The sequence below is a fragment of the Cupriavidus sp. GW822-FHT03E04 genome (genome assembly GCF_058801495.1).
This window is the reverse complement of the sequence record NZ_JBXANI010000021.1, coordinates 25,443-52,002: the sequence shown is the minus strand read 5'-3', so window position 1 is coordinate 52,002 and position 26,560 is coordinate 25,443. Positions and strand designations below refer to the sequence as shown.

Sequence of the window (26,560 nt, the reverse complement as noted above, 5' to 3'; positions counted from 1 at the left end):
GAATATCTATATAGGTAGCTGGTAGCTAGCTGCATCATCCAACGCATTACCGAACGGTCGACAGGTCTGGAGGTACCTCAAAGATACCTGATAGGTATCTTTGAATGGGCTCCCCGGCGAGCTACTCTGGAGATTGCCAATGCTAAAGCGGGGCATCGGCCCGTTGATATGATAGCTAGTGGGTACCACAGTGTTACCTGGTAGCTATCAATAAGTCCGACGCGCTATGGCGTGGGATCGTAGACTTCCTAGTTTCTGCATTCGAACACTTGCCTTAATGAGAGGGCGGCCGAAGTACATCTCGGACGGATATCAGATAGCTATCAGCTAAGCGTATTGGAGCGCGTTCGCGTTGCAGGGAGGGATGTTACTGGATAGCTACCAGGTATCCGCGAATATGCATTGCCAGTTGATACTCCAACGCGGTCCAGCGGGAAGTACGTGGGTGTTTGAGAGACAGGTAATAGGACTAGTTACTTATCTATCCGTCGGTAGTAGCCACCAGTTGATCTCGGATCCTGGGAGCGTCCGCCGTAGATGGCTACCAGATAGCTATCCTTGTGGGTGAGAAGAGTAGCTCGCGTCCTTCTCGCTAGTTGGCAGGGGCATTTGTTCCCTAGCGAAATGGAGCGCTACAGCGGGAAAATGCGCAATCGAAGTACTAGATAGCTACTAGATAGCTTCGCGCCGGAATCAGATGAGTAGACCTAGCGCGACCTCCGTGCGGGACAATATGCACCTCATAAGCGCACCCTTCGGGGCGGTATGGAAATTGGCCTCGCGGGACTGCGATCGTGGTCTTAGCTTGTCAAATATGGACGCCGGGGAGGGCTGTCCTTTAGACAGAGCCCCGGCACGTAGCCGTGGACTGAGTGCGTTGGGAGACTCACAATCAGCAGCAACCATTTGGAAAGTTGTATTTCGGTGCAACTTAAAATGGGGGGACTCCGATCTATAGCTATAGACTATCACCCTCCCGGAGATCCACATAACGGGTCGCTGCAAATGCTGCTGTGTTTGGCTGTCCAGTCCAATCCACTCGGAAGCACCATGTATCGCCTGCGGCGAAGCAATCCCAGCAGACAGATCGCCATTCGAGATCGCTGGCGAAGAAGCCTTGCCGCGTCCCCCTTCTGGCGGTTCGATGTCTGGCGACAGTCTGAAGAAGACAGAGGTCTCCCCAACGTAGCCGAATCAAGCAAGGGGAGTGGCAGATCAACACGCAACCAGAAGTCCCGCGGAGCCGGCATCAGGAGGTACACCCCGCAGCGCGAGGGGGCGATCGACGCAAGTCCGCTGGCACTGTCCCACGAGTGTAAGTCTTTGATTTTCAATATTTACTATCTAGTGCGCCAATCATCCGTTCAGAAATGACGAGCGAAATGCTATGCCGATAACTGTACGTCTTGCCCGGGGTTTCCATTGTGATAACGGAGTCGCACTGGATACGGAGGCGTAGGGAGAAGTGCCTGGCCAGCTATGACCTGAGCCGCTATCCGGAGGACACGGGCGACAGCTTCACAGCATTCCTCTATCCGACCCGTGCGCTGCCGGACTACGGATCGAGCAATCATCGGCGGCGCTATGGAACGGGTTCGTGAGCGCGCATGCGCCGCGCGACTGGCAGGGCCAGTGGAGATCCCAATGGACTACTTTACCCGCGCTGTGGAGTGGACGTTGCTGAACGGACCGCGGTGGGACTCAACCGGGTTGGTGCTCGAGCCAGCGCACTGCGAGCGAGCCGTCCGGAAGTCCGGCTATGTGGCGGCGCAGCAGACAGTGCGGTTGCGGGTGTAGCGACGGTACTGCCAATACTCAGAGTGCCGCGCCTTCCGGCACAGGAAGTAGCCCCTGCGTCCGAGCAGGTGGCGGTAATTGACCGCGACGCGCTCATATGCTTTAGGCGACGATTGCAGTGGCTGCCGGCGCAACCCATTGGCTGCGGTCAGGGCCGGGCAGGGCGGTAGTCCGGCACGGCACGACGTCTAGCGCGGTGACAGAAGCTGAATCGTATGATCTGCTTCGCAACTGCGAGCGGCTGACTCGGCTACTGCTGCGCCGATTGTCGGCGAGCCTTCCACGTCGCCAACGGCGGTGGATCCACAGCACTACTCGGGTTTTTGAACCAGACCTGCCGATCGTCAAGGTGGCACGAGCGCAGGCAAATGCTGCCTAGCTGCTTGCAGCGATGCACGCCAGCGCAGGCCAACGCTGCTGCGTGGCTACTCGCGGCGATGCGCTACCTCAAGATGGCCTAAGCCTCCCCTCCAGCATTGCTGGAAGAGGTCAACTTTGTACCTGATAGCTCCCTTTACGAGAGGCGGGACGACTTGTATCAAGGCTTCTCACAATTTTTGAGAATTCTCACAATCCATGAGAATAGATGATGCAACTGTGGTGGACCCTTGGCACTTTGCGCGGCCGGAGCTGGCCAGCGCGTATCTGCATGCGTTCGATTTGAAGCTCTCTGCAGCCCGCGGGCTGTTCGCGCGCCGGCGGATGGGCAAGACGTCGAGACCTGATGCCTGCGGCCGTGGAGCGCGGCTATCTGACGGCGTACACGAACCTCTGGGACAACCGTAATTCGCAGGAGGCCGCGCTCGTCGCAGCGCTCACCGAAGCCCTTGAGCCCAAAGGGGCCGCGGCAGTACTGTTAAAGCTTCGCGCACCGCTCAAGAAGGTGAAAGCCACCGCGAAGATTCCAGGCGGCGTAGAGGGCTCATTGGAGGCTGAGCTGGGTAAGGCGGGAATGGATAGAACCGCGGCCCTGCACGATGTACTCAAGCAGCTCGACCGCAAAAAGAAGCCGCTTCTGCTGGTCATCGACGAAGCTCAGGTCCCGGCGGGTGCGGACCACAGTGATTTTGCCCATGCACTGCGCGCGGCGCTCGATATTCGCAAGGACCGTATCAAGGTCATCTTCGCGGGCAGCTCGGAAACGACATTGCGCGGGATGTTTGCCCGGGTATCAGAGCCATTCTTCAATTGGGCACCCCTCGAACCGTTTCCCCTGCTTGGCGACGAATTTGTCGCCTTCACGGTCAATCTGTTCAACAGCATGGCGCGACAGAAACTGACCCTTGAGCAGGGCAAGCGTGCGTTCGCCACGTGGGAGCAAACCATGCGGTTGATCATCGAGGCCAGGTAGGCCGACGAGCGCAGCGACACGGTCCATGACGCTGACGGAGTTCTGGCCGTGGTTGCGAGCCGTGACTGTAGTCTTGCGCAACTGGGCCTGACCCTCGCGGAGGGGCGGTCGCTGCTGGCCAAGGTACAGGCCGAGCTGGTTTCGAAACAGGTGGAGTGGTGGCTCTCGGGCCAGACCCATTGTCGGCGCTGGGGCGTGGCCTTGAGCCACAAGGACCGTCGCTCCACGGAGCTGCGCCTCTTGTACGGTGAAGGTGAACGGTCCGCGGCTGTGGTCGTATGCCTGCTAGCGGACTGCGCGGATGCCGCGGCGTGTGGTGCACCCCTTGGCCAAAGCTCTGACTAACCGCGCCACGCCGGAGCTGCAATACCTCCAGGCCCATCTGCCGTACCGCCAGGCCACGGTCATGCTCAAGGAAGTGCTGCCGCTGGACAAGGGCATTTCGCTCAGCGGCACCCAAGGTCGGATTCGCGCTCTTGGAAATCGACTCGACGCTGACATTGAGCGTGACATCGCGAAGCTGCCCCAAGCCGTTGCAGAAGTCCAGGTTCGCGAATCCAGCCACGTCGTGGCTGTGCCATTGCGACTCCGTGAGAGGCCTTGGCCGCCACGTCAACATTGTCGCCGGGCGAGCGACATTCAACAACAGTCCCCCAAGGTTGTATGCCTATGTGCACCGGGAAATCCCCTCGGCTGCAGCGCGACTCGATCAGTTCCTCAGTCGAAACGGTGTGGCGACCGATGAACGCGTGACCGTCATCAGCGACGACGCTGGCGAATTTGGGAAGACCGCCCAAGGCAGTCAGCTGGCCCGTGGCCGGGTCCTCGATTGATTCCACATCGCGATTAAGTTCAAGGCGGCGCAGCGTTCTGTGTTCGCAGCAAGAGGATCGCCTCGCTGGAACGGGCGCCGGTGGAGACCGAAATCACCTACGCCAGGTGGTCGGTCTGGCATGGCAAGGGCAGCAAGGCGGTGGACCGGATCAAGGCACTGCATGGTGCGGGTGAGGGTCGCGGTTTTGAACGGGGAACTCTCATCCGACTGCATCTCCGCACTCGAGGTCGCCGCCTCCCGTCACAGTCAATGCGTCGACATACATCGCCAGACCCGCATCGGCCAACGAACAGAATTAAGCGTGACATCCTCGCCGCAAGCCAGCGCGCCTAACGAAATCGGCCTCCCCAATTCTTGCACGCTCTCCTTCACGGCGGACGACGCGACTGCAGCTGTGACTGTAGCTGTAGCGATGGTTCTGCCGAGACTCGTGTGCCCGAGCCAATGCCGGAGCCGGAGATCGGTCCTGAGCCAGAACAGGTAGCAGTGAATGACCGCGACGCGCTCACACGCCATTCGCGCGGAGTGCTAGGCTGCCGGGGCAGTGAAAGGGCAGGGCGGTGGTCCTGCGCGACACGACGTCTGGCGCGATGACAAAAGCCGAGTCGTGCGATCTGCTTCGTGAGAGCGCTTGACTCGGCTACAGCTCCGTTGGCGGCGCGAATGATGCAGGCTCCGCGGCCCTACCCGGGCCTTCGATCCAGGTATGCCAATCCTCGAGGTACCGCCAACGCAGGCCCACGCGGCTGCCCGGCTGCTTGCGGCGATGCATTGATGCGGCTGCCGCCGTCCCGACGCCCTTTGGTGCAAGCCGCTGCATTCACCGACAGCAGTGCTGGCTTAGCGGCTTCGGCGTTGTCGAACAGAAAGGCCATCCACGCAACATCATCACAACGCTGGCGGAAAAAGTAGGGCGCGTCGACCAGAAAAGCCGCAAGCCTCGTCAAGGCATCCACTACGCAAAAATCGTATTGTTACTGCACGTCACGACTACGAAGTGCTTCGGAATCAATTCCGCTATCTCCGCCAGGGCCCTATCCCTAAAGATCTAGCGTCAGGATCGGGGTTCTAGAGCGTGAGCAGCATGGCAGGAACTGGTCCTTTGCGGCGCGCTCCTCATCGGTCAGGTAAGCGTCGCGGTGATCGGGATCGCCTTCCAGTACGCGAGTTAGGCACGTGCCGCATATGCCTTGCTCGCACGAGGTCTCGATCTCGATACCGAACGTACTGAGCGCCTCCACCACGGTTTGCTCAGCCCTAACATCTATGACTCTTCCGGAGCTAGCCAGCCTCACCTGAAACGCGCTATTTCCTGCGACGGACGCTTGCTGAGCGCTGAAGTACTCGCGATGGAGGTTGGATTCTGCCCAGCCCGCGCTTCGCGCACGCGACAGCACTGCATCAACAAAGCCTGAGGGGCCGCAGACATAGACATGTTTGTCCACATCGGGGCCCGCGAGAATCACTTGCAGATCGAGACGCTCTTCGGGGGGCGCCGTATCGAAGTAGATTCGCACGTGCTCCTTCATCCCAGGCCGGCTCAATTGTTCGCGGAAGGCAGTTCTTTCCGGTGCGCGTGTGCAATAGTGAAATTCGAACGATGCATCGAGATGCGCCAATCGCTCGGCCATGCAGAGTATCGGCGTCACGCCAATCCCGCCGGCGAGCAGAATCGAGTGCTTGGCTTCATTGGCGAGCGGAAAGTGATTTCTGGGGTGGCTAATTTCAATTTCCGCCCCTTCGTCCTGGGCATGCATGGCGATTGACCCCCCGCGGGAATTTGGGTCGCGCAGCACGCCAAGGACGTAGCGATGCGTATCGTTCGGATCGTTACTCAGGGAGTACTGCCGTACCAACCCATTGCCGACGTGGACGTCGATATGCGATCCCGCGGAGAATCCGGGTAAGGGTTTTCCGGTGGGGTCCACGAGCTCGAAGGAGAAAATATCCGTAGCCGTTTCGACCTTCTTCAATATCTTCACTTTCATGATTGGCTGCCAATTTTCGTGACACGTTCTGCTTCGATCACGCGATCAAGGGTTCTCCGCGCCACGCGCCTAGGCGCGTGGCACCTTGGGTTTTTGTTAGCTAGCGAGCAGTCCATGCGGGTCGATGACAAACTTCTTCGGCACGCCGGAATCAAACTCCAGATAGCCTTGAGGCGCTTCGTCAAGCGTGATTACCTGCACGTTGACGATGTCCGCGATCTTGATCCGGTCCCAGAGAATGGCCTGCATCAGGTTTCGGTTGTATTTCATGACCGGCGTTTGCCCTGTGAAGAAGCTGTGCGACTTTGCCCAACCGAGGCCAAATCGGACAGACAGGCTTCCGCGCTGCGCCGCGGCATCGGCTGCACCGGGATCCTCCGTCACATACAAGCCAGGAATACCGATCTTGCCGGCTGCCCGCGTAACTTCCATTAGTGAGTTGAGGACAGTTGCGGGAGCTTCTTGATGCGAACCGCTATGTCCGTGGCCGCGCGCTTCGAAGCCGACACAGTCGATCGCACAATCTACCTGCGGCTCACCCAGGATGGCCGCAATTTGGTCGGCGAGTGACGCGTCTTCGGAAAGGTCGACCGTGTGAAAGCCGACGTTGCGTGCGTGTGCCAGCCGGATCTTGTTGACGTCGCCGACGATCGTGACAGCCGCGCCGAGAAGGCGAGCCGACGCAGCCGCCGCCAAACCAACCGGACCGGCGCCGGCGACGTAAACCGTCGAGCCGGGACGCACGCCTGCGGTCACAGCACCGTGGTAGCCGGTTGGCAGGATGTCCGACAGGCACGTCAGGTCACGAATCTTCCCCATGGCCTGCTCGCGGTCGGGGAACTTGAGCAAATTGAAGTCCGCATAGGGCACCATCACATACTCGGCCTGTCCGCCGATCCAGCCCCCCATGTCGACATACCCATATGCACCACCTGGCCGTGCAAGGTTAACGCTCAGGCAAACGCCGGTGTTCATCTCCTTGCACATCGGACAGCGTCCACATGCGACATTGAATGGTACGGATACGATGTCTCCTTTCTGCAGCGTCGTGACATCTGAGCCTACCTCGACCACTTCCCCGGTGATTTCGTGGCCTAGCACCAGGCCAGCAGGAGCCGTCGTGCGGCCACGCACCATATGCTGGTCCGATCCGCAAATATTGGTCGACACCACACGGAGCACTACCCCGTGGTTTGCCTTACGGCCGCTCGGTTCGGTCAATTCTGGAAAGGCAATCGACTGGACCTCGACCTTGCCTGGGGCGATATACACAACACCTCGGTTACCTGACATCTCTATCTCCGCTATATGAGTGAGGACAATGCGCGCAAGCACGGATCCTGCGGGCCGCAGATATTTCGCCGCGGACGTGTGGAAGCCTCGACTTGCTGGCGTCGATACGACCTCCTTTGGTGATTTACGTCATCGCTGGACGAGCGGGCGCTTCGCGCTGTCCCTTCGTATCGAACTTGTACGGTGTCCGTGAGGTCGGACTAGCTTGCCTGCTTTGCGGTCAACGCTGCGATAATGCGGCGTGCACGGTTCGCTCCCGTGTCGACGTGAATGTCGACCTGTGGTTGGGGTCCGAAGCGACACATGTTCCGGTGTTGCGCTTCGATTACGATCTTGTCCTCCTCGAAGGTCAACGCTGTCTGCTCATAGACGACATCCAGATTGCTGCTGCCGGACGACGGCCGGTTGGTTGCAATGGTCCAGAAATAGTGCGCTGTCTTATCCGTCTCTGGCGTAATGCAATGAAGACCACGCATGTGGAAGCCGCCACGATCCTGGTTTTCAAGTGACTCGGCGCCAGCATCAACGGCCCCGGTCCAGATTCGAATGTGATTGACGTCGAACTCAATCTCCTGCCATCGGTCGATCCGATCGCGAAAGCCCCAGGCATCCACATAGGTCTTCGGCGCTTGAGAGTTCATCATGTGCCGTACGATCCGTACCGCGTTTCCCTTGCTTTCAACCTTCATCTCGGCATTCATATGCACGGAGGGGTTGCCACCAATCGTTCGCAGGTGAACGTAGCCAAGATGGCTCAGATCCAGCAGGTTGTCGTGGATGAGTTGGTACGGCGCATCATAGTGAACCACGCCGCCTCGGAACTCGTAGCGCTCGTCGTTATGCCAGCGATAGGCGGGGGGCTCGATGTCGGGTTCGCTCTCGGGATGGGCACCGAACCATATCCACAAGATCTGATCCCTTTCCACCACGGGAAAGCTCGCAACGCGAGCCTTCTCGGGAATGCGATCCTGCCCCGGAATTTCGAGGCATTTACCTTGCGGCGAGAACAGCAGGCCGTGATACCCACAGCGGATACCTCGTTCTTCCACAGTGCCGCATGACAGCGGCAGGGCCCGATGGCAGCAGCGATCTTCAAGTGCGCCTGCGACGCCGTCAGTGCCTCGAAACAACACCAGGTGCCGATTGAGCAGGGTGCGTGCAAGCGGCTTATCAGTCAGTTCTGATGAGAAACCGCCGGCATACCACTGGTTGAGTGCAAACATGCTGTCTCCTTGTGAGGGTGCGTCACCTATGGCTCGCCCCTCTACCTGTCGAAAGGCGACGCTCTTCAGTCAACGTTCAGTGTACTTAATCTGACGTTCAGTATACTCATCGTCACCCGTGCAAGAAAGATCTTTTTGCTGCACAGGTACTAGGGATTAATCCCTAGTACCCAAATTTCGAAGGAAGGACATGAGCCGCCAGACAGCATCATCCAGTCGCACCACAAAACCGAGCGGACCCGAAGAGGAGTTGTCGACAGATCTCTATGACCAGCCAGGCCATCTGATTCGTCGTGCTCATCAGATCTCCGTCTCGATGTTCCATGCCGTGATAGGGCAAGAGGTCACGGCGATTCAATATGGTGCCTTGCGTATCCTCCAGGATCATCCCGATATTGATCAGGTGACATTGGCGAAGCTGTGTGCGCTAGATAACTCTACGACCGCCTCGCTTGCTGTCCGCCTGGAAGAGCGAGGACTGATCGAGCGCTTCGTGCCGCCGGAAAACAAGCGCTATCGCCTGCTGCGGCTCACTCGTGCTGGCGCCGAGCTTTTGGAAGAGCTTGTGCCGTCCGTGCACGAATTGCGTCACCGGCTGCTCGAGCCTCTGACGAAAGACGAGCAGGCCACGTTTCTTGCGCTCCTCTCGAAATTTGTCCGACTGAACAACGAGAAGAGCAGAGCGCCGCTTCGCCGCGGCCCTGGGGAATCCGATCGCTGACTATCATGTTCTTGGCAGCAGGATTGAGCTTGATGGCCGTATCGCCGCCAAGGGGTGGCAGGGGCAATGCACTCGTGGCCTACTCCAGACAGCGTAGGCCGGGTGGGGTGGGATATGGTGCAGGTACGCCAGCCTGCTGATGTGGTTGCGGTCCCCGGGAACGGGATTTCGCTCCAAGGGCAGGTGCATGCGCAGCGCTCGCGCGTGCACCGTTCGGTTTCCAGTTCTGGGTATGGTTGTGCTTATCTGCGGATTTACGTGCGTCAGGCGGCGGTTCGTCCGCGGCCCTTACCCTTGCCTGGGCTGGGCGCCCTCGCAGGGGTGCCTGTCGCCGCCGCTGTTTCGCGCCGTAGATCGAGCGCAGGTGCCGAGGCTCCACTGCCATCCAGGGGCTCGTTTGCAAGCGCTTGCGCAGTGGTGTCGCGCACGTTTCGCAACAGTATTCTGAGGGCGACTTGCTCGGGCTGGGAAAGCCCCTGCACGACGGCCTGGGTGGCTTCTTCGGCCAGATGCAGGAGCGGTACTTTCAGGTCCCATGCCCGAGTGGTCAGGTAGACGCGCGTTTTTCGCTTGTCGAGCGTATCACGCTCGAACCTGATCAGATCATCGCGCTCCATGGTCCGTAGCATTTCCAGCGTCGACGGCTGGGTCATGCCCAAACGTTCGGCCAGTTCGCGCTGGGTCACGCCATCGCCTTCCCACAGCACACGAAGCACGTACCAGCTGCCGCCACGGATGCCTCGGCTTGCCAGGCGGCCGTAAAGCAATCGCCGGCTCAGTCGGGACGTTTCGTTCAACAGGAATCCGATTGACTCATCCAGACTCTGGCTCGGGACGTCATCCTCCGCGTGCATGGGAGGCGTTCGTGGGTTGCGGGTCATCGGCTCGTTCCAGCAGTGTGAATTTCCAGAAATACCAGCTCTACGCTCGCGGGCAAGCGCTGTCGAATAGGAACCAATTTTATTCCACAGGACTGTCCAAGAGTAACAGTCTTATACCTCGAGAAAACACTTATAGGAACCAAATTAAAATTGAGTTCCAATCCAAGGGTTCGATAGCTGGTCGGAGGAACTTGGCCGGGGCGGCCAAGGACAACGTGTTGGAGACGGGATGGATTAGTCTGCGCCAACCGCCCGAACCGGTTCAACGGGAATCCCAGCGATGGGGAAGAATCGTCCGGGAGCTGCGCGCTACCGCCGAAATCTGAACTCGCCATCCCACGCCTTGCGTCAACAGAACAGTCACATAGGAGCACAACATGGCGCATATCACCCGTCGCGAACTGATGCTGGGCGCGATCGCCAGCTTGCTGACGAAGCACGCATCGGCCCAGTCGCTCCCCGCGAATGCGCGCATCATTGTTGGGTTCTCGCCAGGGTCGGGCATCGATCTCGTGGCCCGGCGTCTCGCTAACGAACTGACCGGCAAGCTCGCTGCCGCTATCATCGTCGACAATCGCACGGGAGCCTCCGGCAACATCGCAGTGAGCGCCGCGCTGGCCGCGGCACCCGACGGCACGACGCTGATCTCGAATCCAAGCGGCGTCCTGACCGTGAATCCGCACACTTTCCGCAAGCTCGGCTTCTCGCCTTTCAAGGACCTTCAGCCCGTTAGCCTGGTGGCCCGCTACGAACTCGGCTTCGCTGTCGGGCCGGCAGTGCCGGAGTCAGTGAAGACCCTTTCCCATTTCACAGCCTGGGTCCGTCAGCAGCGCCAGGCGGTGGGCTACGGCTCTCCAGCCACCGGCTCGGGCTTGCACTTCATGGCTCATGCCTACAGCCAAAGCCGAAACCTGAACATGGTGCATGTCCCCTACCGGGGCGCTGGCCCAATGATCGTCGACATTCTGGGGGGGCAAATTGCGGCGGGCGCCGGCTCGCTACCCGCGCTGATGGCACAAGCCGCCGATGGCAGGCTGCGCGTCCTCGCCAGTACAGGTGTCGGGCGCTCCCGCTTCTTCCCGTCCGTGCCTACCTTCGAGGAGCAAGGTGTGCGCGGGCTCGGGATGCGCGAATGGCATGGCATCTATATTGGGGGCAAGCCCGAAGCGAAGGTGCTTGAGCGCCTGGTTGCGCTGGTTCAGGCCGCCGTCAAGACGCCTGCTTTCGCCGAGGCGATTGCGAAGCAGGGTTTCGAGGCCGTTGCTTCGACGCCGCAGGAACTAGATCAACTTGCCCGGGCCGACTCGGCGCGCTGGGGAGAAATCATTAAGACCTCTGGCTTCGTCCAGGAGAGCTGAGGCCGTGCACTTCATAACCGCACTGGCCGGCACTCAGGGATGGCGCATCGTCTCCTGCCGGCCGGGCGGCGTGCGGAGCCAGAAAAATAAGCTACTCGACTTCAATAGTAGTCGACGAGCCTAGTTTCTTTGCGAGATCCTCAAGCAGGTTATAAAGCGAATGAGCATCTTCCTTTCCGAGGGATGACTCTATATTTCTATTGTTTTCCTTCCAAAGCGGAGTGATTTTTTCGACTAGCGCTCGCCCCATAGGCGTAATATGAATTTGTTTTGCACGGAGATCTTTTTCATCTGCTGCACGATCTATTAAAAGCCGGGATTCCAGCGTCTTTAGCCGTCGCGAAAGGTTCGACGTGCTTAACAAAGTTATCTGGGAAAGATCGCTAGGCCTGATCGAGGAATGGGATGAGGAGAGCGCTAGAAGTATGCGCCATTGTTGCTCCGTGATGTCGTGTTCGCGCAGGATGGTGCGAAGGCGACTCAATACTGCTTCGCGCCCGCGCAACAATGAGGATGGCAATGAGAAGAAGATTTCCTCAGGGCTGTCGCTATTTGTCAGAAATGCTGTGGATGGCGATTGATTTTTATTTCGGGACATGAGATATCCACGATGGGAAATAGTATTGATCGTGATGCATTTCAGCTGGTATGAGGCTCGACGTAGCTGGCGACCTCAAGCCCGTAACCCGCCATGCTGGGCATGCGGCGTGGCGTTCCCAATAGCTTCATCCGACGCACTCCACATTCGCGCAAGATCTGTGCTCCCGTGCCGTAGGTCCGTAAATCCATGGCGCCCCGGATGGGGGCATGCGCGGTCTGTGATGTCCTGGCGACCTGGGCAAGCAGTTGTTCGGCGCTTTCTCCGCAATTGAGCAATATGGCAACGCCTTGGCCCTCCTGAACAATGTGAGCCAAGCTCGAATCCAAACTCCACGAGTGTATGCTCCGATTAATTTCCAGTACATCAAGTACAGACAGAGGTTCGTGTACGCGGACCGGTACCAGATCGTCTTCGGCCCATTGTCCATGCACAAGTGCAAGATGCAAATGATGACCGGGACGGTCTTGATAAACATGCGCAACAAAATGACCCCAATGCGTTTCCAGCGCGCGAGTGCTTATGTGCTCAATCATCGATTCACTGCGGCTGCGATATTCAATGAGGTCAGAAATCGTGCCAATCTTCAACCCATGTTGCGCCGCGAATAGTCGCAGATCGGGCAATCGCGCCATGGATCCATCTTCGTTCATCACCTCGCAAATCACCGAGGTCGGGCTGCAGCCAGCCAAGCGGGCCAGGTCACAACCTGCTTCTGTGTGACCCGCGCGAATAAGGACGCCGCCATCGACGGCCTGCAGAGGAAAGATATGACCTGGTTGGACCAAGTGCTCGGCCAGGGCGCCTCTGGCTACCGCAGCCTGAACGGTTCTCGCACGGTCAGCCGCGGAAATCCCCGTGGTTACGCCCTCTGCCGCTTCGATCGATACGGTAAATGCCGTGCCATGTTTGGCGCCGTTGCGCTGAGTCATGGGGGGCAGGCGAAGCTGCTCACACATCTCGCGCGGGAGTGTCAGGCAGATCAGGCCACGCGCGTAGCGCGCCATGAAGTTAATCACTTCAGGAGTGATGTGATCTGCGGCAACGATGAGGTCGCCTTCGTTCTCGCGGTCTTCTTCATCGACCAGAATAACCATGCGGCCTTGACGAATTTCCGCAACGATCTCCTCGACAGAGGAGATGCATGTTTCGACTTGAGCGGGAAGAACGGGGCGATCGTGAGCTGCATTCATGATTTCGTGCGGGTACCGATTGAAGTAATCGTGGACTCGGCGGCGGTGTCGTGCACCGGATTCACGCTGTCCTCTTTTAACGGTCGGGCAGTCGGCTTGACTGCGGATGCCTGGGGACCCACTTTGGTAGTCGCCGTGGCTCTCCGTTGTCGGCCACGTGTGAGGGCTGTAGCGGCTTCGTCTTGCGGCTCGCTATCCAAGACTGCCGATGCGGTGTCGCGTATGCCGCGAAGAAGCATCCTGAGCGCCACCTCCTCGGGTGGGGATAGGCGTCCCGCCATTAGCCGGGTGGCCTCGTCGGCCAGATGCAGCAGCGGTGCCTTCAGGTTCCATGCTTGGGTCGTGAGGTAGACGCGCGTCTTTCGCTTGTCTACGGTGTCGCGCTCAAAGCGGATCAGGTCATCACGCTCCATGGTGCGCAGCATCTCCAGGGTTGACGGCTGAGTCATGGCCAGCCGTTCAGCCAGCTCCCGCTGCGTCAAGCCGTCGCCGTCCCACAACACGCGCAACAGGTGCCAACTACCCCCGCGGACGCCCCGGGCCGCCAGGCGGCCGTAGAGCAGGCGCCGACTGAGGCGGGCTGCCTCATTCAGAAGGAAGCCGATGGATTCATCGAGCCTCTGCGTCGGGACGTCGTCTTCCAAGCGTTTGTCGGTGTCCTTGGGGCGGCTGGTCATCAAGTCTGTTTGCATGCGGATTCCGAAGCGAGGGCTGGTGCCGCCGGGCCGTACCGCAGTTCGGCATCGGCGGCTGCGCCAAGGGGGTGGTCCGTGCCACTGCGTCCTTGGCAGTTCCGTGTGGCCAGCACGCTCATAAGGTTAGGAACCAATTCTATACACTCGTGAAATCTGCGTGAACTCTTCATGCATAGGAGAAAACACCTATAGCCTCCTAAGTATTTGAGTCGTTTAATTCAACCCGTCAGGCAATGGTCGAGGTCTGTTGTGCCCTCTAGGCTCGCGGCAGACGCCCATGCCGCATGCTCATCAAGGTAGGTATCTCGAGGTCGAAAACATGACGCAAATTGCTGCCATCCCTCCGGCGTTGCCGGACTCGCGCAAACTGTTCTACGGCGGACGTTTCCACGAGCCGCTCGGTGGCTATCAGCGCACGCTCAATCCGGCGACGCAGGACGACCTCGGACCTGCCGCGCATGCCAATGCCGATGACGTTGACGCCGCGGTGCAGTCGGCGCAGCAGGGGTTCCTCGAGTGGCGGCGTACCAAGCCTGCCGAGAGAGCCAAGGCACTACGTGCCTTTGCACAAGGCGTGCGCGAGGCGGCCAGCGAACTGGGCTGGCTGGATGCCATCAATGGCGGTAATCCAGTGCGCGAAATGATCAACGACGCGCAGGTGGCCGCCGGCGTGGTCGACTATTTCGCCGGACTGGCGCATGAAGCCAAGGGCCAGACGCTGCCGATGGGCGATGCCCATCTCAACTACTCGGTGCGCGAGCCGCTGGGCGTGGTGGCACGCATCGTTGCCTATAACCATCCCGCGATGTTCCTGGTGACCAAGCTGGCTCCCGCAGTCGCCGCTGGCAACGCCGTGGTGCTCAAGGCTCCGGATCAAGCGCCCTTGTCCGCTTATCGTCTGGCCGACATCGCGTGGGAGTGTTTTCCTCCGGGTGTCGTCAACATCCTGACCGGCGGGCACGAATGCGGGCAGGCGCTGGTGGCCCACCCGCTCGTCAAGAAGGCTACGCTCATCGGCTCCACTTCCACCGGCGTGTCGATCCTGCGGGCTGCGGCGGACAAGGTGATGCCAGTGTCGCTGGAACTCGGTGGCAAGAATCCACTCGTCATTTGCCCTGACGCGGACCTTGACCAGGCGATCGACGGCGTTATCAATGGGATGAATCTGACCTGGGCTGGCCAGAGTTGTGGCTCCACCTCACGTTGTTTCGTGCATAGGTCAGTCTATGGGCGGGTGATCGAAGAGCTTGCCAAGCGCATCCCTCAGCGCCATCGCTGTGGCTTGCCCACAGATCCCGACACGACGATGGGCAGTCTGGTATCCCGACAGCACTACGAGAAGGTGCTGGATCTGATCGAGTCGGCACGGGCCGAAGGTGCCCTTCTGGTGACGGGGGGGCGGCGCAGCCCGGACCCGGCGCTGGCCAAGGGATGGTTTGTTGAGCCCACGGTGTTCGCCGATGTGACGCCGCAGATGCGCCTGTTCCGCGAGGAGGTGTTTGGGCCGGTGCTAGCGGTGACCCCATGGGATGACGAGGATGCCATGCTCGAGCAGGTCAATGGCCTGGAATACGGGCTGACCGCATCGATCTGGACACGCGACCTGGCACGCGCTCATCGTCTGGCCGCGCGCATCGAATCGGGCTACGTCTGGGTCAACCATGGCAGCGCGCATTTTCCCGGCGCCGACTTTGGTGGATACAAGAAGAGTGGACTGGGCCGTGAAGAAGGCCTGTCCGAGTTGATGGCGTTCACGCAGAACAAGAATGTCAACGTGAAGCTCTACTGAGCTGCACCGCCTCTCCCTAACTATTCAATAACAGCCAACAAGGAAGTTTCACATGAAAATCACCTACGCCGACTTTCGCGGCATGTTGGGCATCGTTCCCACGCCCGCGACGCCCGACGCCGAGAACTGGCGCTCGACGCAGACAGTCAACCTCGCCGAAACAGAGAAGATGATCCGGCTGGTCGTGGACTCGGGCATCGAGATGATTGCCACGACCGGTACCTTCGGCGAATGCGCGACGCTGACGGAGCCCGAGCTCAACGAGCTCGTGTCCTGTGTTGTCGAAACGGTAGCCAAACGGCGCCCGGTGTTCGCCGGTATCACAACGCTCAACACGCGTGACACCATCCGCCGCGGCAGGGCGCTGGTCGAGCGCGGTGCCGACGGCTTGTTCGTGGGGCGTCCGATGTGGCTGGCCTTGGACGATCAGGGCATCGTTCGTTTCTACCGTGACGTGGCCGAGGCGCTGCCGGGCGTGCCGCTGATCGTCTACGACAATCCTGTCGCCTTCAAGGGCAAGATTTCATCGCTAGCCTACGCTGAACTCGCCAAGATCCCTGAGGTGGTGGCGGCCAAGCATACCGGCGGACCTGCGCTGGAAGCCGACATGCGTGCCATTGGCGACAAGATCCGTATCCTGCCGTTGCCCGGAGACTGGCAGGCGCTGGCCGAGAAGATGCCGGAGCGGGCACTGGCTGCCTGGTCGGGTGCGACGGCCTGCGCGCCGGCGGTACTCAATGCCGTGTCGAAGGCTATCCTGGCACGCGATTGGGCGCTGGCCAGCCGGCTCTGCGACCGTGTGCGCTGGGCAGAGCGACCGATGTTCGCGGGCGGCGACCTTGAAGGTTTCATGGATTACAGCATCGCAGTTGGGCATCTGCGCTTCCAGCATGCGGGGCTGGTCAATCCGGGGCCGGTACGCCCACCATATATGTTCGTACCCGATAACTATCGCGCGGGCGGCATTGAGACCGGCAAGCGATGGGCCGAGCTGCAACGGGAGTTTTCGGATTCGAAGTAGGGCTGCTCGCGCAACGGGGCGTCCTGCATCGGCACCCGCGCCATCGCGCAAGCCGCCCCTTTCGAAAACGTCCCTCAGCTCAGTTCACGACCCCAGGAGGAGCACATGTCAGCCAACGAAAACAGATCCGCCTCCAGTGAAGCTCCGGAAGCTCGCGATCTGAAGGAGTACGACGCAAAGATCAAGGCCGAGCACATCATCGGCCAGTGGACAATGGAACCCCTGCTGGAAAACGCCATCGGGGGGCCGCAGCCGCGGGGCACTGGCTACGTGTGGCCCTGGTCGCTCACGCGCGAGCGGCTGGTGGAAGCTTCGCGTATCCTCGGCCCGCGCGGCGTCGGTCGCACCAGCATCGTGTTCCTCAACCCGGGAATCACGCAGGGGCCTCCCGGCTCGACCCATACCTTGGCTGCCGGCATCCAGGCTATGCGCGCACAAGAAGTCTGCTGGTCGCACCGGCACACGATGAATGCGCTGCGCTTCATCTTGGAGGGCAATCCCGAGGCATTCACAGTCGTCGACGGCGAGCCGCTCTCGATGGACACCTATGACCTGCTACTCACCCCACGCGGATCCTGGCATGACCATCACAATCCCACCAACGACGAGGTGATCTGGTGGGACGCGCTGGACCTGGGCCTGACGCTCGGCCTGAACCAGGCGTTCTTCGAGCCGTATGGGGGCGCCAGCCAGGCGCAGCGTGACTCTGCCTCGGAGTCGCAGGGCTTGCGGGCCACTCTGCTGCGTCCCGTGGACGAGCAGGCGCGCCAGGCGCGCCAGCCCATCCGCTACGCATGGAAAGACATCGAACCGATCCTCGACCAGTATGCCAAGGATGGCCGCGTCGGCAACGAGTACGACGGCTTGGCCCTGCGCTACGCTAACCCGGTCAACGGCGGCCCGACGTTCCCGACGATGGACTGCTGGGTGCAGCAATTCGCGCCCGGATTCCAGGGCGCGAAGCACCGCCGAACCTCAAGCAGTGTCGGTGTGGTCATCTCGGGTCAGGGCCGGATCGAGGTGGGCGACGAGACGCTAGAGATCGCCCGGCACGACACCTTTGCCATTCCGAATTACGCTTGGCATCGCGTGGTCAACACTGGCAGCGAGCCGCTGCGACTGTTCACGGTACACGATATCCCGACGCTGCAGGCCCTGGGCCTGTTGTACGAAGAGCCCACACCCATCATCGGCCGCGCGCCAGCTCCCAAGGTTCCGGGCGTGCCGTTGAAGCAGACGTACCGGTCCGACATCTTCCTCGATGGCGACGAAGTGCGCTGACGAATGGCGGGCAAGTCGCATCATCCGCGGCGCGGCGAGTTGGCTGGCCGCCAAGAGCGGGAAGCCCGAAACGCGATGCGCTTCCCGGCTTGCGCAGCTCTCGCATTGCAGACTGCATGAAAAACAAAACGATGCACTCAAAGAGTGAATGAGTAGGAGACAAAAGATGGTTTCGAAGATCGATCCAGGCGCGTTGAAGCGCGTCTTTGCCCACTATCCCGCCGGCGTCGCCGCGATCGCTGCGAAGGTAGGAGGAGACGACCATGTTCTGGTCGCGTCCTCGTTCATGCCCGGGATCTCACTTGATCCGCCGCTGGTTTCCGTAGCCGTGCAGAGTGCCTCCACGACGTGGCCATCGCTGCGCAAGGCTCGACGTATCGGTGTCTCGCTTCTTGGGCAAGGACAGGAGGGACTATGCCGCCAACTGGCCTCCAAGGATCGGCAGGCGCGCTGGAACGGGGTTACCAGGAGCTACGTCGAGGATGCCGCCGTCCGGATCCATGGGGCGTGCGCCTGGCTCAACTGCATTCCCTATGCCGAACATGATGCAGGAGACCACGTCATCGTGCTCCTGGAAGTTGTCGACTATGAGCTGATCCTGAGCGTGGATCCGCTCATCTTTCATGGCTCGAGATTCCGTGGATTGTCACCGGAACCGGAGGCTCGACGCGAGGTCGCGGCATGAGCGAAATGACCCTTCGCGACCCCGATTCGGCATGAACGGCGCCGCACGCGTTGGCATCGTTCGCTGTGTCGGTCATCGATGTCGTGAGGCGCGATGGGACAAACGGTACGCCGCAAGGACCGACGTTGACTCAACCTTAGACTGTTTTTTTTTTGAGAGGGAGGTGCGTGATGAGTGTGAATGACTTTACCGCTGACATGCTGAATGACCTGCTATCGGCTTTCAATCGCCATGACCTGGATGGCGTGATGCAGCATTTTGCCGAGAACGCGATCATGGTGGCGGCATCTGGCGCGAATGGGAATGGCCAGGTCATTGAGGGCGCCGATGCGATCCGTGGATTCTTTGCCAAGCGATTCGAGAGTCTGGCCGACATGCGCTGGACCTCTGTTGCCGAGTTCGTGTCCGGCGATCGTGCTGTGACCGAGTGGCGGGTGCAGTCGCCTGCGGCCGGCATCGATGCGCTCGGGTGTGATCTATGGACCTTCCGTGACGGAAAAGTCCTAGTGAAGGATACCTACTTGAAGCAGGTAGCAACCTGAGACCTCTTGTCCGGTGGCGATGGGCCGGTACGACTTGGCATTGCGATGGGCTCTGCCGGTTCCAGTAGATTTTGTGAACGCGATGCCATGCATTGCCAGTAATGCAGCTGCCCTTATATAAGGGCAGCGAATCAAAAAAATAATACAAGGAGGAGATATGAATCACTCATGCATGGTGGTGGCTACGGGGCGGGCTTTATCGGGTGTTACGGTAAATCACATGAAGTCCGAGCCGCAACGGATGGATGGGGACGAGTCCCCGTTCGAGCGAGGCCGGCGTCTGGCGTGTTAGAGCCAGTTCCGTCATGAGCCTAACGGTAAGGCAAGCAAAAACAAGTGTTCTAAGCGTGCGCTCGATAGCGCCATGCCCGCATACCCGGCCGTACGATGGTCAGGGAAACCGGGTGCGGCATCGCGCATGCTAAACACCTGAGCTGCTGCTAGCCCGCACGGATACCAGCAACTGCGGAGAACCCGAGGCCGAATGCATGCCGGCCACACGGCCTCTTGCTGTGGTTTGGCCCGCGAGTTATCCAGAGACCAGTCACAAGACGTTTATTCGTTACCACACCACCACCAGGTTACTCCCAGAGCAGTCCATCCGAGCGATGGCCGGGGAGTTCTTTTGTCTTCCACACATGATGATGAGGTTGATATGAGGAGTGTTTTCAGTATTAAAAGGACCGCAAAAAAGTATCTAAGGCCAGGTTCGTGCTGGCTATCCGCGGCGGTGCTGACGGCCGCAGCAGGCAGTGCCGGACAGGCCATTGCAGGGGACCTTCATGGCAGCATCGCCGTCCTGAGCCATTACAAATGGGCGGGTGCGGACCAGGACTTCTATGAAGACAAGGCGATTTTCCCGACCCTGCAGGCAAGTTTGTTTTACGGGTTCGACAACGGTATTTACCTTGGGAATTGGTCCTCTACCATCAAGATGGTGGACAACAACCGGATAGATTCGACGACATACCTCGGGTATCGCTCAAAGCTCGGCCCCGGAGTTTACGACATCAGTGTCGGCTATAACTTCTACCCGGGCGCGGCGTACGCAAACACCACATCGTTGTACGCGATATATTATCTTCAAAATTTCTCCATTAAATGGACCGGAGTCATCAGCAAATATTACGTCGGGCTCCCCGATGGCCGGGGCCGGCAGGCTTTGGCGCTGGAGGGATGGAAAAATCTGACCGAGCGAGTTGTGTTGAAGGGCGAGGTCGGCCGCTTGTTCTTGCCGGACGGGCTAAAGGATCAGGGATTAAAGGACAAATACTATTTTTTGGTCGGGGTCGATTACAAGTGGCGGGATGACATGACATTGGGGCTGGTGTATACCGGCGCCTCCACTGTGGGTGGCCCGAATGTCGGGTGGAGAAACAAACCTCGTTTCGTCGCGTCAGTAACCTATTCGTTCTAGCCGTTTTTCCCTAAATGCCCGTGTAAATCCTTGTTGCGAGGCCAGTCCAGAGACGGTTCGCAACTCCTCCTTAGGGTGCCCCCATGTCCAGTACAACTCTTGGCAATACCGCGGTCGGACAATCATCCGCCGCTCGATGGGTCGCGCTTGCGGTCCTTTTCCTGACGCTTGCCATGTCCTTTTTCGACCTCACGTGCGCCAACATTGCGCTGCCGTCGATCCGCAAAGGGCTCGGTCTGTCCGAGGCCGCGTCGTCCTGGGTCCTCGCCGGCTACGCGCTCGCCTACGCGCTCTCCCTGGTGCCAGGAGGCAGGCTGGGCGACCGCTACGGCCACAAGTGGGTGTTCCTCCTGGGCACCTTGCTCTACGTGCTCACCGGAATTGCCGTCTCCCTGGCCTCGGACGAACGCCATCTGGTAGTGTTCCGCCTGCTCCACGGCGTTGCCGGTGGATTGATGATTCCGTCGATTGCCGCACTCATCCAGGTGATGTTCCACGGTGCCGAGCGCGCGCGGGCATTCGGCTTCTACGCTTTCGTCGTGGCATTCGCTGCACTTTTCGGTCCCATCATCGGTGGCTGGATCATCGAGACGGTCGGCATGGAGAATGGCTGGCGCTGGGCCTTGGCATACGGCTTGTCGCTGGGTGTTCTCGCCATCCTGCTGGGTATTCCCACCTTGCCTGGCAAGAGCAGTGCGGCAGAAGGGCTGGGACGTTTCGACTTGCTCGGGTCCATCCTGATGTCGCTGGCGGTGGTCGGGTTCTTCGTACCCTTGATTCAAATCAGCAACGGCCAAGTGGCCTGGTGGGCGTCGATCAGTGCGATCGCTGCCGTGCTGCTGCTGATCGCCTTCATTCTCTGGGAGCGCCGCCTTGAGCAGGCCAACGCGTTCCCGCTGCTGCCACTGAGCTTGTTCAGGGAGACGACGTTCTCCTTCGGCCTGGCTTCGGCATTTCTGACGTTCGCGAGTTTCACCGGCTCCATCTATATTGCCTTCGCGGTCATATGGCAAAGCGGCCGAGGCGAGGGTGCCCTTGCGGCGGCGCTGGTGATTCTGCCTTTCTCGCTCGGTAGCTCCATCGGGCCTCTGGTCGGCGATCGATTGGCCAACATGCTCAAGCGCTGGGTCATCCCCGCATCGCTCTTGATGCTGTCGGGCGGCTACCTGGTCAGCTACCTCATCCTGCGGGCCGATCCCCATGTCAGCCCGGCCGTGCTCATCGTGCCATTGTCTGTCGCCGGCTTCGGCAGCGGTGTCTTCTTCAGTCTGAACATGGCATCGACGCTCTTGACGGTCGCGGGCCGCAACGCCGGCAGCGCGGTGGGCATGCTGGTGACCGTACAGCGCATCGGCGCGGCACTCGGATCCGCGATCGTGATCCTGCTGATCTCCCAGCCGGGGCCAGGCGGGCCGCAGGACTTCGGGCCGGAGACGATGCTCCGCACGGGGACAAGTTCGGTCCTGCTCTGCGCGTTGCTTGCAAGCGCGGCTTTGGTTATCAGTGTGATTGAAGTGCTGGGCACGCGGGGGCGCGCACGAACGCAATCGTGAGGTCCGCAATGGGCTAGGCCAGCGGCAGCAGGCTGAATACGTTGAACCTGTTTGTCGCGACGATCGCGCGGAGGCCCGGCCCGGGTGTCCGCGCGATTGTGCGTCAAGGTGCAATGGATGCTGGTGCGCAGTTGCCACGCGCCTTGGTCTGGCGGCGGCAACTGTGCACCGGCAGCCCAACCATTGACAGGTGCGCTGGATTGAGGTTAACGTCGCCGCATGACTGCTGCGCGGCTTGTTCGAGGAACCCGCCGACGCAGACATGGGGCTAGATCTACGGCCAGCGCTGGGAGGTCATTTTGTGCACCAAGCACCCGTATTGGTGCTCCTGGAACTGTGGGGCGTGCTGGTTGCCTGCAACTGATGAGGCACTGGGCGCCGATCATGGCCGGGCACGTGGGCTTCGCCCCAGTGCATCTGCTACCAAGCCGCCAACTACGCGACGAAAATCGTGCTGTGCCATGTTGTCAAGGGCCGCCATTCCGTGAAACGGCTCTTTGCGACGCGAAGCATGGCGGATGCGCTATGCTCCCCGGGTTTTTCGGATTCGAGATCTGGCTCCGTCGGAGCTTCCGCGCCACGTTCGGACACGTTGCGCTCGCATGGACTGAGAGGTCGGATTTGGGTGTACATAACGATGGAAGTCTGAACGTGGACGATGACATGGGTTCTCGCCGTTTGCCATACGGTGAGGGGCGACAAGCACTGGTGAACGCGGCGATCAAGCTGGTTGCGCGTGAAGGCATGCCGCGATTGACGTACCGGTCACTGACCGCGGAGGCGGGCGTGAGTCAGGGCAGCCTGCGCCATCATTTTCCGCATTTGATCGGCGTGTTGGAGGCTGCCCTGGAGAGCTGCCTGGATGTTTCCAAGTCGTATCTGGCGCTGCCTAAGCGGCAGGGCGACGACCTGCTGGGCCACATGATCCAGATGATGCACGAGCGGCCCGAGATTCCGGCATTCCTGACGGAGGTCTACGTGTTCGCGCGTCACACCCCCGAGTTGCTGGAAATCGTGCAGCGGCACCAGGCGAGCTACCGCAACCGTGTCCGGGTTTCGCTCGAGGCGGCCGGGTTGTCCGTGGATGACGAGTTGATCGACGCGGTGCTGGCGATCGGGGACGGATTGATGTACCAGCGGGTGATCTTCGGTCCCTCCTATGCTGAGGTGACCGAACGGCAGGTGAGTGGCGCACAGCGACTGCTGATGGCGCTGCTCTTCAAAGAGCAGGTCGGCGCCATCAGCAAACACCTTTCGGCCTAGAGGGTGTAGTCGGTGAACGTTTTCGATCCCCCGGCGTTTGACCGGAGCGCTGCCGGGATGGGGCCACGACGATATTCTGCGGTCGAGCCGATGTTGAGCGATCGGCTCGCGAACATCTATTCAGCGCAGTCGCGGGCTGCCGTCAACGACCCTGTTCACGAATGATCTCGCGGGCAGCGCGCCGCCCGCTCTCGATAGCGCCGTCGATGTGGCCGCTCCAGCCCAGCGCGTAATCGCTGCCGGCAATGCGCACCGGGCCTTCAGGTCGGATGAGTTCCTCGATCTGGCCGGAAAGCTGACCGGTGCGTAGCATCGCCCAGGTCTCGCCGGCGAGCGGGTCGGCGCTCCAGTCGTGCGCGTCAACCCCGACCAGTTCAATGTCCGGTCGCCATTGCCGTACCGCCGCTTCCACGGCACGTACATCCGTGAGGTCGAGATCATTCGTGCGCGGGCCGAAGCCGAGCAGGATGGTATCGCCGTCCAGTTCATATTCGTAGCCCATCATGGTCAGCGGATAGCTGTCCGGCGCAAAGGCGATGAAGCGGTCCACCTTGCCTTTCGCGCGCATCCATACCTTGAAGCCCGTCGAGACTTGCCCCTGCTGCGCCGCGGCCTGTTTCACATCGGACAGGGCGGGTTCGAACTCAATCGAACCCAGCACATTCAGCGGGACGGTCACGATCACATGGCGTGCGTGGAATGTGTCACCGTTCTCGGTCTCGATCGAGGCGCCTTCGCCGGTGCTGCGGATGGCTCGTACCGTCGTGGACAGGTGGATCTCGGCGTCGGTGTCGGCAGCGAATGCATCGACGAATTGTGTTGTGCCACCGCGAATGATATAGGTCGAGGCAGATTCCGCGCGCATCTGCCACACGCCGCCGGCCAGTGCGGTATGGCGGAGAATCTGCGACCAGGCACCGTCGGCTGTCGATCCGTTGAAGGACAGTGTCCAGTGGCCGCGCAGGATCTGCGCAAGCTCCTCCGGCAGGCCGAGTTCGGCGATGCGATCGGCTACGGACACCTGATCTGCCTTGATCGCCTCGTGCGTCAACGGAAATGGTTCATGCGGCTGAGGGAAAGCCTTCAGGGCACCGGCAGCCAATGCCGCCTGGCCCTGTCCGACAAATGCTCTGTACTGGTCGATAGGCGTCTGTTTCACGCCGCTGTCGCCGATCCAATAGACGGTGTCGACCGGATCGACGGGTTCGAGCTCCATGCCATAGGCGACGAGGTCCGCCCACACGTGCGGCTGGGTCCAGTGGACGAAGCCGCCGCCAAACTCCAGCGGGCGTCCGAGCGAGCTGTCGCGATACCAGGTCCGGCCTCCCAGCCGGTCGCGGCCTTCGAATAGCTTGACTCTCAGGCCAGCACGGGTGAGGTCACGCGCGGCTGCGAGGCCGGCGAAGCCGCCACCGACGATGGCGACGTCAGCCGTGACGTCGGAAGGAGGTGCAATAGTCATGGGTGTTAGCGTCCTGAGTCGTAGGTGCGCGAGACGAAGTTAGCCTGCGCGCGCAAAGGGGTTTAGAAGGCGAAAAGGTTGTCGCGCAGGGTGCCGTCCGTATACGAGGTCCGCATGGCGCCGAGGCGTTTGAGTTCCGGGACGAGCCCTTCGAATATGCCGTCGAGATAGGCGCGGTTCGCGTCCTGCGTCGCCATGATGATGTAACCGTCGCCGCCGACTTCTTCCATTACCTCGACGAGGTTGCGGGCCACCGACTGTGCAGTTCCGACTGCGCCGATTTCGTCGTCCCCCCAGTTGAAGTCGATGATCGCCTCGCGCAACGTGATGCCTCTGCGACCTTTCTCCTTGAGCATTTCCAGCATGCTCGTCGTGCCGTTGGCGACAACGTCAGAGGGGAAGGGCTTGTTGAGGTCGAACGAGAGCAGGTCCACACCCAAGTGGGCGCTGTGCTTGCCGAGCACGGGGATGAGTTGAGAATCGGTGATCGACTTGCGCAGGGTCTCGTTGTCATCCGTGATGTAGGGATGCAGTGCGTAGAGGATGCGGGCTTCACGCGGATCTCGCCCGTGCTTCTTCATCCGGGCATGAATGTCTTCCTTGAACTCCTTCATCGCCTCGACGCCGCCTATCGTCACCGACATGATCAGTTCGGCATGCTGGGCCGCGAACTCGCGCCCGCGAGGCGAGCCTCCGGCCTGGGCAAACACCGGGCGCCGCTGCGGCGAGGGATACGAGTTCAGTGGTCCGCGTACTTTGAAGTGCGGGCCGACGTGTTCGATGGAGTGGACCTTCGCCGGGTTGGTATAGCAGCCGTTCTCCATGTCCTTGACGATGGCGTCGGGCTCCCAGGAATCCCATAGTTTGTTGACAACTTCGACGAATTCGTCGGCCATGTCGTAACGCTGCTGCGTAGGCGGCAGTGCGTCCATCCCATAGTTCTGCGCAGATTCGTTCTCGCTGGAGGTGACGATGTTCCATCCGGCCCGGCCATGGCTCAGGTTGTCGATCGTGGCGTAGAGCCGCGCAAGCAGGAACGGCGGGTACAGCGTGGTCGAGGCGGTGGCGATCAGGCCCAGCCGTTTGGTCTTGGCGGCCAGATAGCTGAGCAGCGCGACGGGATCGTTGTGCGGCGACGTGAGCGCGTAGCGCAGGTCAATGTCGGTGTTGTCGTTCAGCACGCGGGAGACCGCCGAAGTGTCCAGGAAGAACAGGAAGTCGAAGGTGGCCTCCTCGACGCGTTGCGCGAGCCAGGCGTGGTACGCGCCGGTCGGCCAGTCATCGCCGAAGAGTCGGTCGTCTGGCGCGTGCCACGCCGGTTGTGAGAACGAGCTAAAGAAGCCGAAGTGCAATGGGGTTTTCATGGCCGATCCTCTCAGGGTTGAAGGTCGATGTTGAAGGTCGATGCAGGTTGTGCGACGTCATGCGGTGCATGAAGGATGCCGTCCGGTTGCCGCCGGTGTCGGGGATCCCTCAAGCGCCGCGGATGAGCGGAGCACGCAGCCTATCCATCTATCGTGCACAAGTGTGCAAAACATAGCAAGTGCATTGTTGTTAGGGCTTTCCCTTGGGAGGATCTCCAATGGTATGAGTTCATGCGCATCCCGAATATTG

General features: G+C 60.3%; 21 protein-coding genes. 12 read left to right on the top strand and 9 right to left on the bottom strand.

Features of this window, described 5'->3' with window-relative positions; translation table 11 throughout:
- Positions 1-2,521: 2,521 nt before the first annotated feature.
- A complete protein-coding gene (locus AC1RQC_RS27845) occupies positions 2,522-3,148 on the top strand; it encodes a hypothetical protein (RefSeq protein WP_492812108.1) in 627 nt (208 codons plus the stop codon).
- A 476-nt stretch (positions 3,149-3,624) separates the two neighbouring features.
- Positions 3,625-3,981 carry a hypothetical protein gene (locus tag AC1RQC_RS27840; RefSeq protein ID WP_492885198.1) on the top strand — a complete coding sequence of 119 codons (357 nt, stop codon included), beginning with the start codon at positions 3,625-3,627 and terminating at the stop codon, positions 3,979-3,981.
- Between the two features lie 1,042 nt (positions 3,982-5,023).
- Here AC1RQC_RS27840 and AC1RQC_RS27835 read toward each other — a convergent pair.
- The 3 genes from AC1RQC_RS27835 to AC1RQC_RS27825 all read right to left on the bottom strand — a co-directional run bounded on the left by AC1RQC_RS27835 (position 5,024) and on the right by AC1RQC_RS27825 (position 8,487).
- A complete protein-coding gene (locus AC1RQC_RS27835) occupies positions 5,024-5,971 on the bottom strand; it encodes a PDR/VanB family oxidoreductase (protein ID WP_492885196.1) in 948 nt (315 codons plus the stop codon).
- A gap of 96 nt (positions 5,972-6,067) precedes the next feature.
- Complete coding sequence (gene fdhA / locus AC1RQC_RS27830; RefSeq protein WP_492885194.1) at positions 6,068-7,264, bottom strand: formaldehyde dehydrogenase, glutathione-independent; 1,197 nt, start codon at positions 7,262-7,264, stop codon at positions 6,068-6,070.
- A gap of 200 nt (positions 7,265-7,464) precedes the next feature.
- The gene (locus AC1RQC_RS27825; protein WP_492885192.1) at positions 7,465-8,487 is read right to left on the bottom strand and encodes a Rieske 2Fe-2S domain-containing protein; all 1,023 of its coding nucleotides are present in this window, start codon (positions 8,485-8,487) and stop codon (positions 7,465-7,467) included.
- A 190-nt stretch (positions 8,488-8,677) separates the two neighbouring features.
- Between AC1RQC_RS27825 and AC1RQC_RS27820 the strand changes: the two genes are divergently transcribed.
- Positions 8,678-9,208 carry a MarR family winged helix-turn-helix transcriptional regulator gene (locus tag AC1RQC_RS27820; RefSeq protein WP_492812096.1) on the top strand — a complete coding sequence of 177 codons (531 nt, stop codon included), beginning with the start codon at positions 8,678-8,680 and terminating at the stop codon, positions 9,206-9,208.
- Positions 9,209-9,471: 263 nt separating this feature from the next.
- Here the strand turns inward: AC1RQC_RS27820 and AC1RQC_RS27815 are convergent, their stop codons facing one another.
- Positions 9,472-10,089 (bottom strand): MarR family winged helix-turn-helix transcriptional regulator, encoded by a 618-nt coding sequence (locus AC1RQC_RS27815; protein WP_492812094.1) that lies wholly within the window; start codon positions 10,087-10,089, stop codon positions 9,472-9,474.
- 377 nt (positions 10,090-10,466) lie between these two features.
- Here AC1RQC_RS27815 and AC1RQC_RS27810 point away from each other — a divergent pair, with 377 nt between their 5' ends.
- Positions 10,467-11,447: a tripartite tricarboxylate transporter substrate-binding protein gene (locus tag AC1RQC_RS27810; RefSeq protein WP_492812092.1), complete on the top strand. Its 981-nt coding sequence runs from the start codon at positions 10,467-10,469 to the stop codon at positions 11,445-11,447.
- A 91-nt stretch (positions 11,448-11,538) separates the two neighbouring features.
- Here AC1RQC_RS27810 and AC1RQC_RS27805 read toward each other — a convergent pair whose 3' ends face one another.
- From AC1RQC_RS27805 to AC1RQC_RS27795, 3 genes are read right to left on the bottom strand one after another with little or no spacing between them, the layout of a single operon-like run.
- Complete coding sequence (locus AC1RQC_RS27805) at positions 11,539-12,045, bottom strand: MarR family transcriptional regulator (RefSeq protein WP_492812090.1); 507 nt, start codon at positions 12,043-12,045, stop codon at positions 11,539-11,541.
- A gap of 41 nt (positions 12,046-12,086) precedes the next feature.
- A complete protein-coding gene (gene ribBA / locus AC1RQC_RS27800; RefSeq protein WP_492812088.1) occupies positions 12,087-13,238 on the bottom strand; it encodes a bifunctional 3,4-dihydroxy-2-butanone-4-phosphate synthase/GTP cyclohydrolase II in 1,152 nt (383 codons plus the stop codon).
- Positions 13,235-13,930, bottom strand: coding sequence for a MarR family winged helix-turn-helix transcriptional regulator (locus tag AC1RQC_RS27795; RefSeq protein WP_492812086.1), 696 nt, complete (start codon positions 13,928-13,930; stop codon positions 13,235-13,237). Before AC1RQC_RS27795 ends, ribBA begins: the two co-directional genes overlap by 4 nt.
- Before the next feature lie 322 nt (positions 13,931-14,252).
- Here AC1RQC_RS27795 and AC1RQC_RS27790 point away from each other — a divergent pair, with 322 nt between their 5' ends.
- The 8 genes from AC1RQC_RS27790 to AC1RQC_RS27755 all read left to right on the top strand — a co-directional run bounded on the left by AC1RQC_RS27790 (position 14,253) and on the right by AC1RQC_RS27755 (position 23,484).
- On the top strand, positions 14,253-15,722 hold the full coding sequence (locus AC1RQC_RS27790; RefSeq protein WP_492885190.1) for an aldehyde dehydrogenase family protein: 1,470 nt from the start codon (positions 14,253-14,255) through the stop codon (positions 15,720-15,722).
- 52 nt (positions 15,723-15,774) lie between these two features.
- Positions 15,775-16,743 (top strand): dihydrodipicolinate synthase family protein, encoded by a 969-nt coding sequence (locus AC1RQC_RS27785; RefSeq protein ID WP_492812082.1) that lies wholly within the window; start codon positions 15,775-15,777, stop codon positions 16,741-16,743.
- A gap of 105 nt (positions 16,744-16,848) precedes the next feature.
- The gene (locus AC1RQC_RS27780) at positions 16,849-18,024 is read left to right on the top strand and encodes a cupin domain-containing protein (RefSeq protein ID WP_492812080.1); all 1,176 of its coding nucleotides are present in this window, start codon (positions 16,849-16,851) and stop codon (positions 18,022-18,024) included.
- A gap of 166 nt (positions 18,025-18,190) precedes the next feature.
- Entirely contained in the window at positions 18,191-18,709 is a 519-nt protein-coding gene (locus AC1RQC_RS27775; protein ID WP_492812078.1) for a flavin reductase family protein, read from the top strand.
- 170 nt (positions 18,710-18,879) lie between these two features.
- Entirely contained in the window at positions 18,880-19,251 is a 372-nt protein-coding gene (locus AC1RQC_RS27770) for a nuclear transport factor 2 family protein (protein WP_492812076.1), read from the top strand.
- Positions 19,252-19,876: 625 nt separating this feature from the next.
- Positions 19,877-20,668: a TorF family putative porin gene (locus tag AC1RQC_RS27765; RefSeq protein ID WP_492812074.1), complete on the top strand. Its 792-nt coding sequence runs from the start codon at positions 19,877-19,879 to the stop codon at positions 20,666-20,668.
- An 83-nt stretch (positions 20,669-20,751) separates the two neighbouring features.
- Positions 20,752-22,221 carry an MFS transporter gene (locus AC1RQC_RS27760; protein WP_492812072.1) on the top strand — a complete coding sequence of 490 codons (1,470 nt, stop codon included), beginning with the start codon at positions 20,752-20,754 and terminating at the stop codon, positions 22,219-22,221.
- 651 nt (positions 22,222-22,872) lie between these two features.
- Positions 22,873-23,484 carry a TetR/AcrR family transcriptional regulator gene (locus AC1RQC_RS27755; protein ID WP_492812070.1) on the top strand — a complete coding sequence of 204 codons (612 nt, stop codon included), beginning with the start codon at positions 22,873-22,875 and terminating at the stop codon, positions 23,482-23,484.
- A 142-nt stretch (positions 23,485-23,626) separates the two neighbouring features.
- Here AC1RQC_RS27755 and AC1RQC_RS27750 read toward each other — a convergent pair whose 3' ends face one another.
- Both AC1RQC_RS27750 and AC1RQC_RS27745 read right to left on the bottom strand, forming a co-directional pair.
- Positions 23,627-24,946 carry a flavin monoamine oxidase family protein gene (locus AC1RQC_RS27750; protein WP_492812068.1) on the bottom strand — a complete coding sequence of 440 codons (1,320 nt, stop codon included), beginning with the start codon at positions 24,944-24,946 and terminating at the stop codon, positions 23,627-23,629.
- 62 nt (positions 24,947-25,008) lie between these two features.
- Positions 25,009-26,310: an NtaA/DmoA family FMN-dependent monooxygenase gene (locus AC1RQC_RS27745; protein ID WP_492812066.1), complete on the bottom strand. Its 1,302-nt coding sequence runs from the start codon at positions 26,308-26,310 to the stop codon at positions 25,009-25,011.
- Positions 26,311-26,560 lie beyond the last annotated feature (250 nt).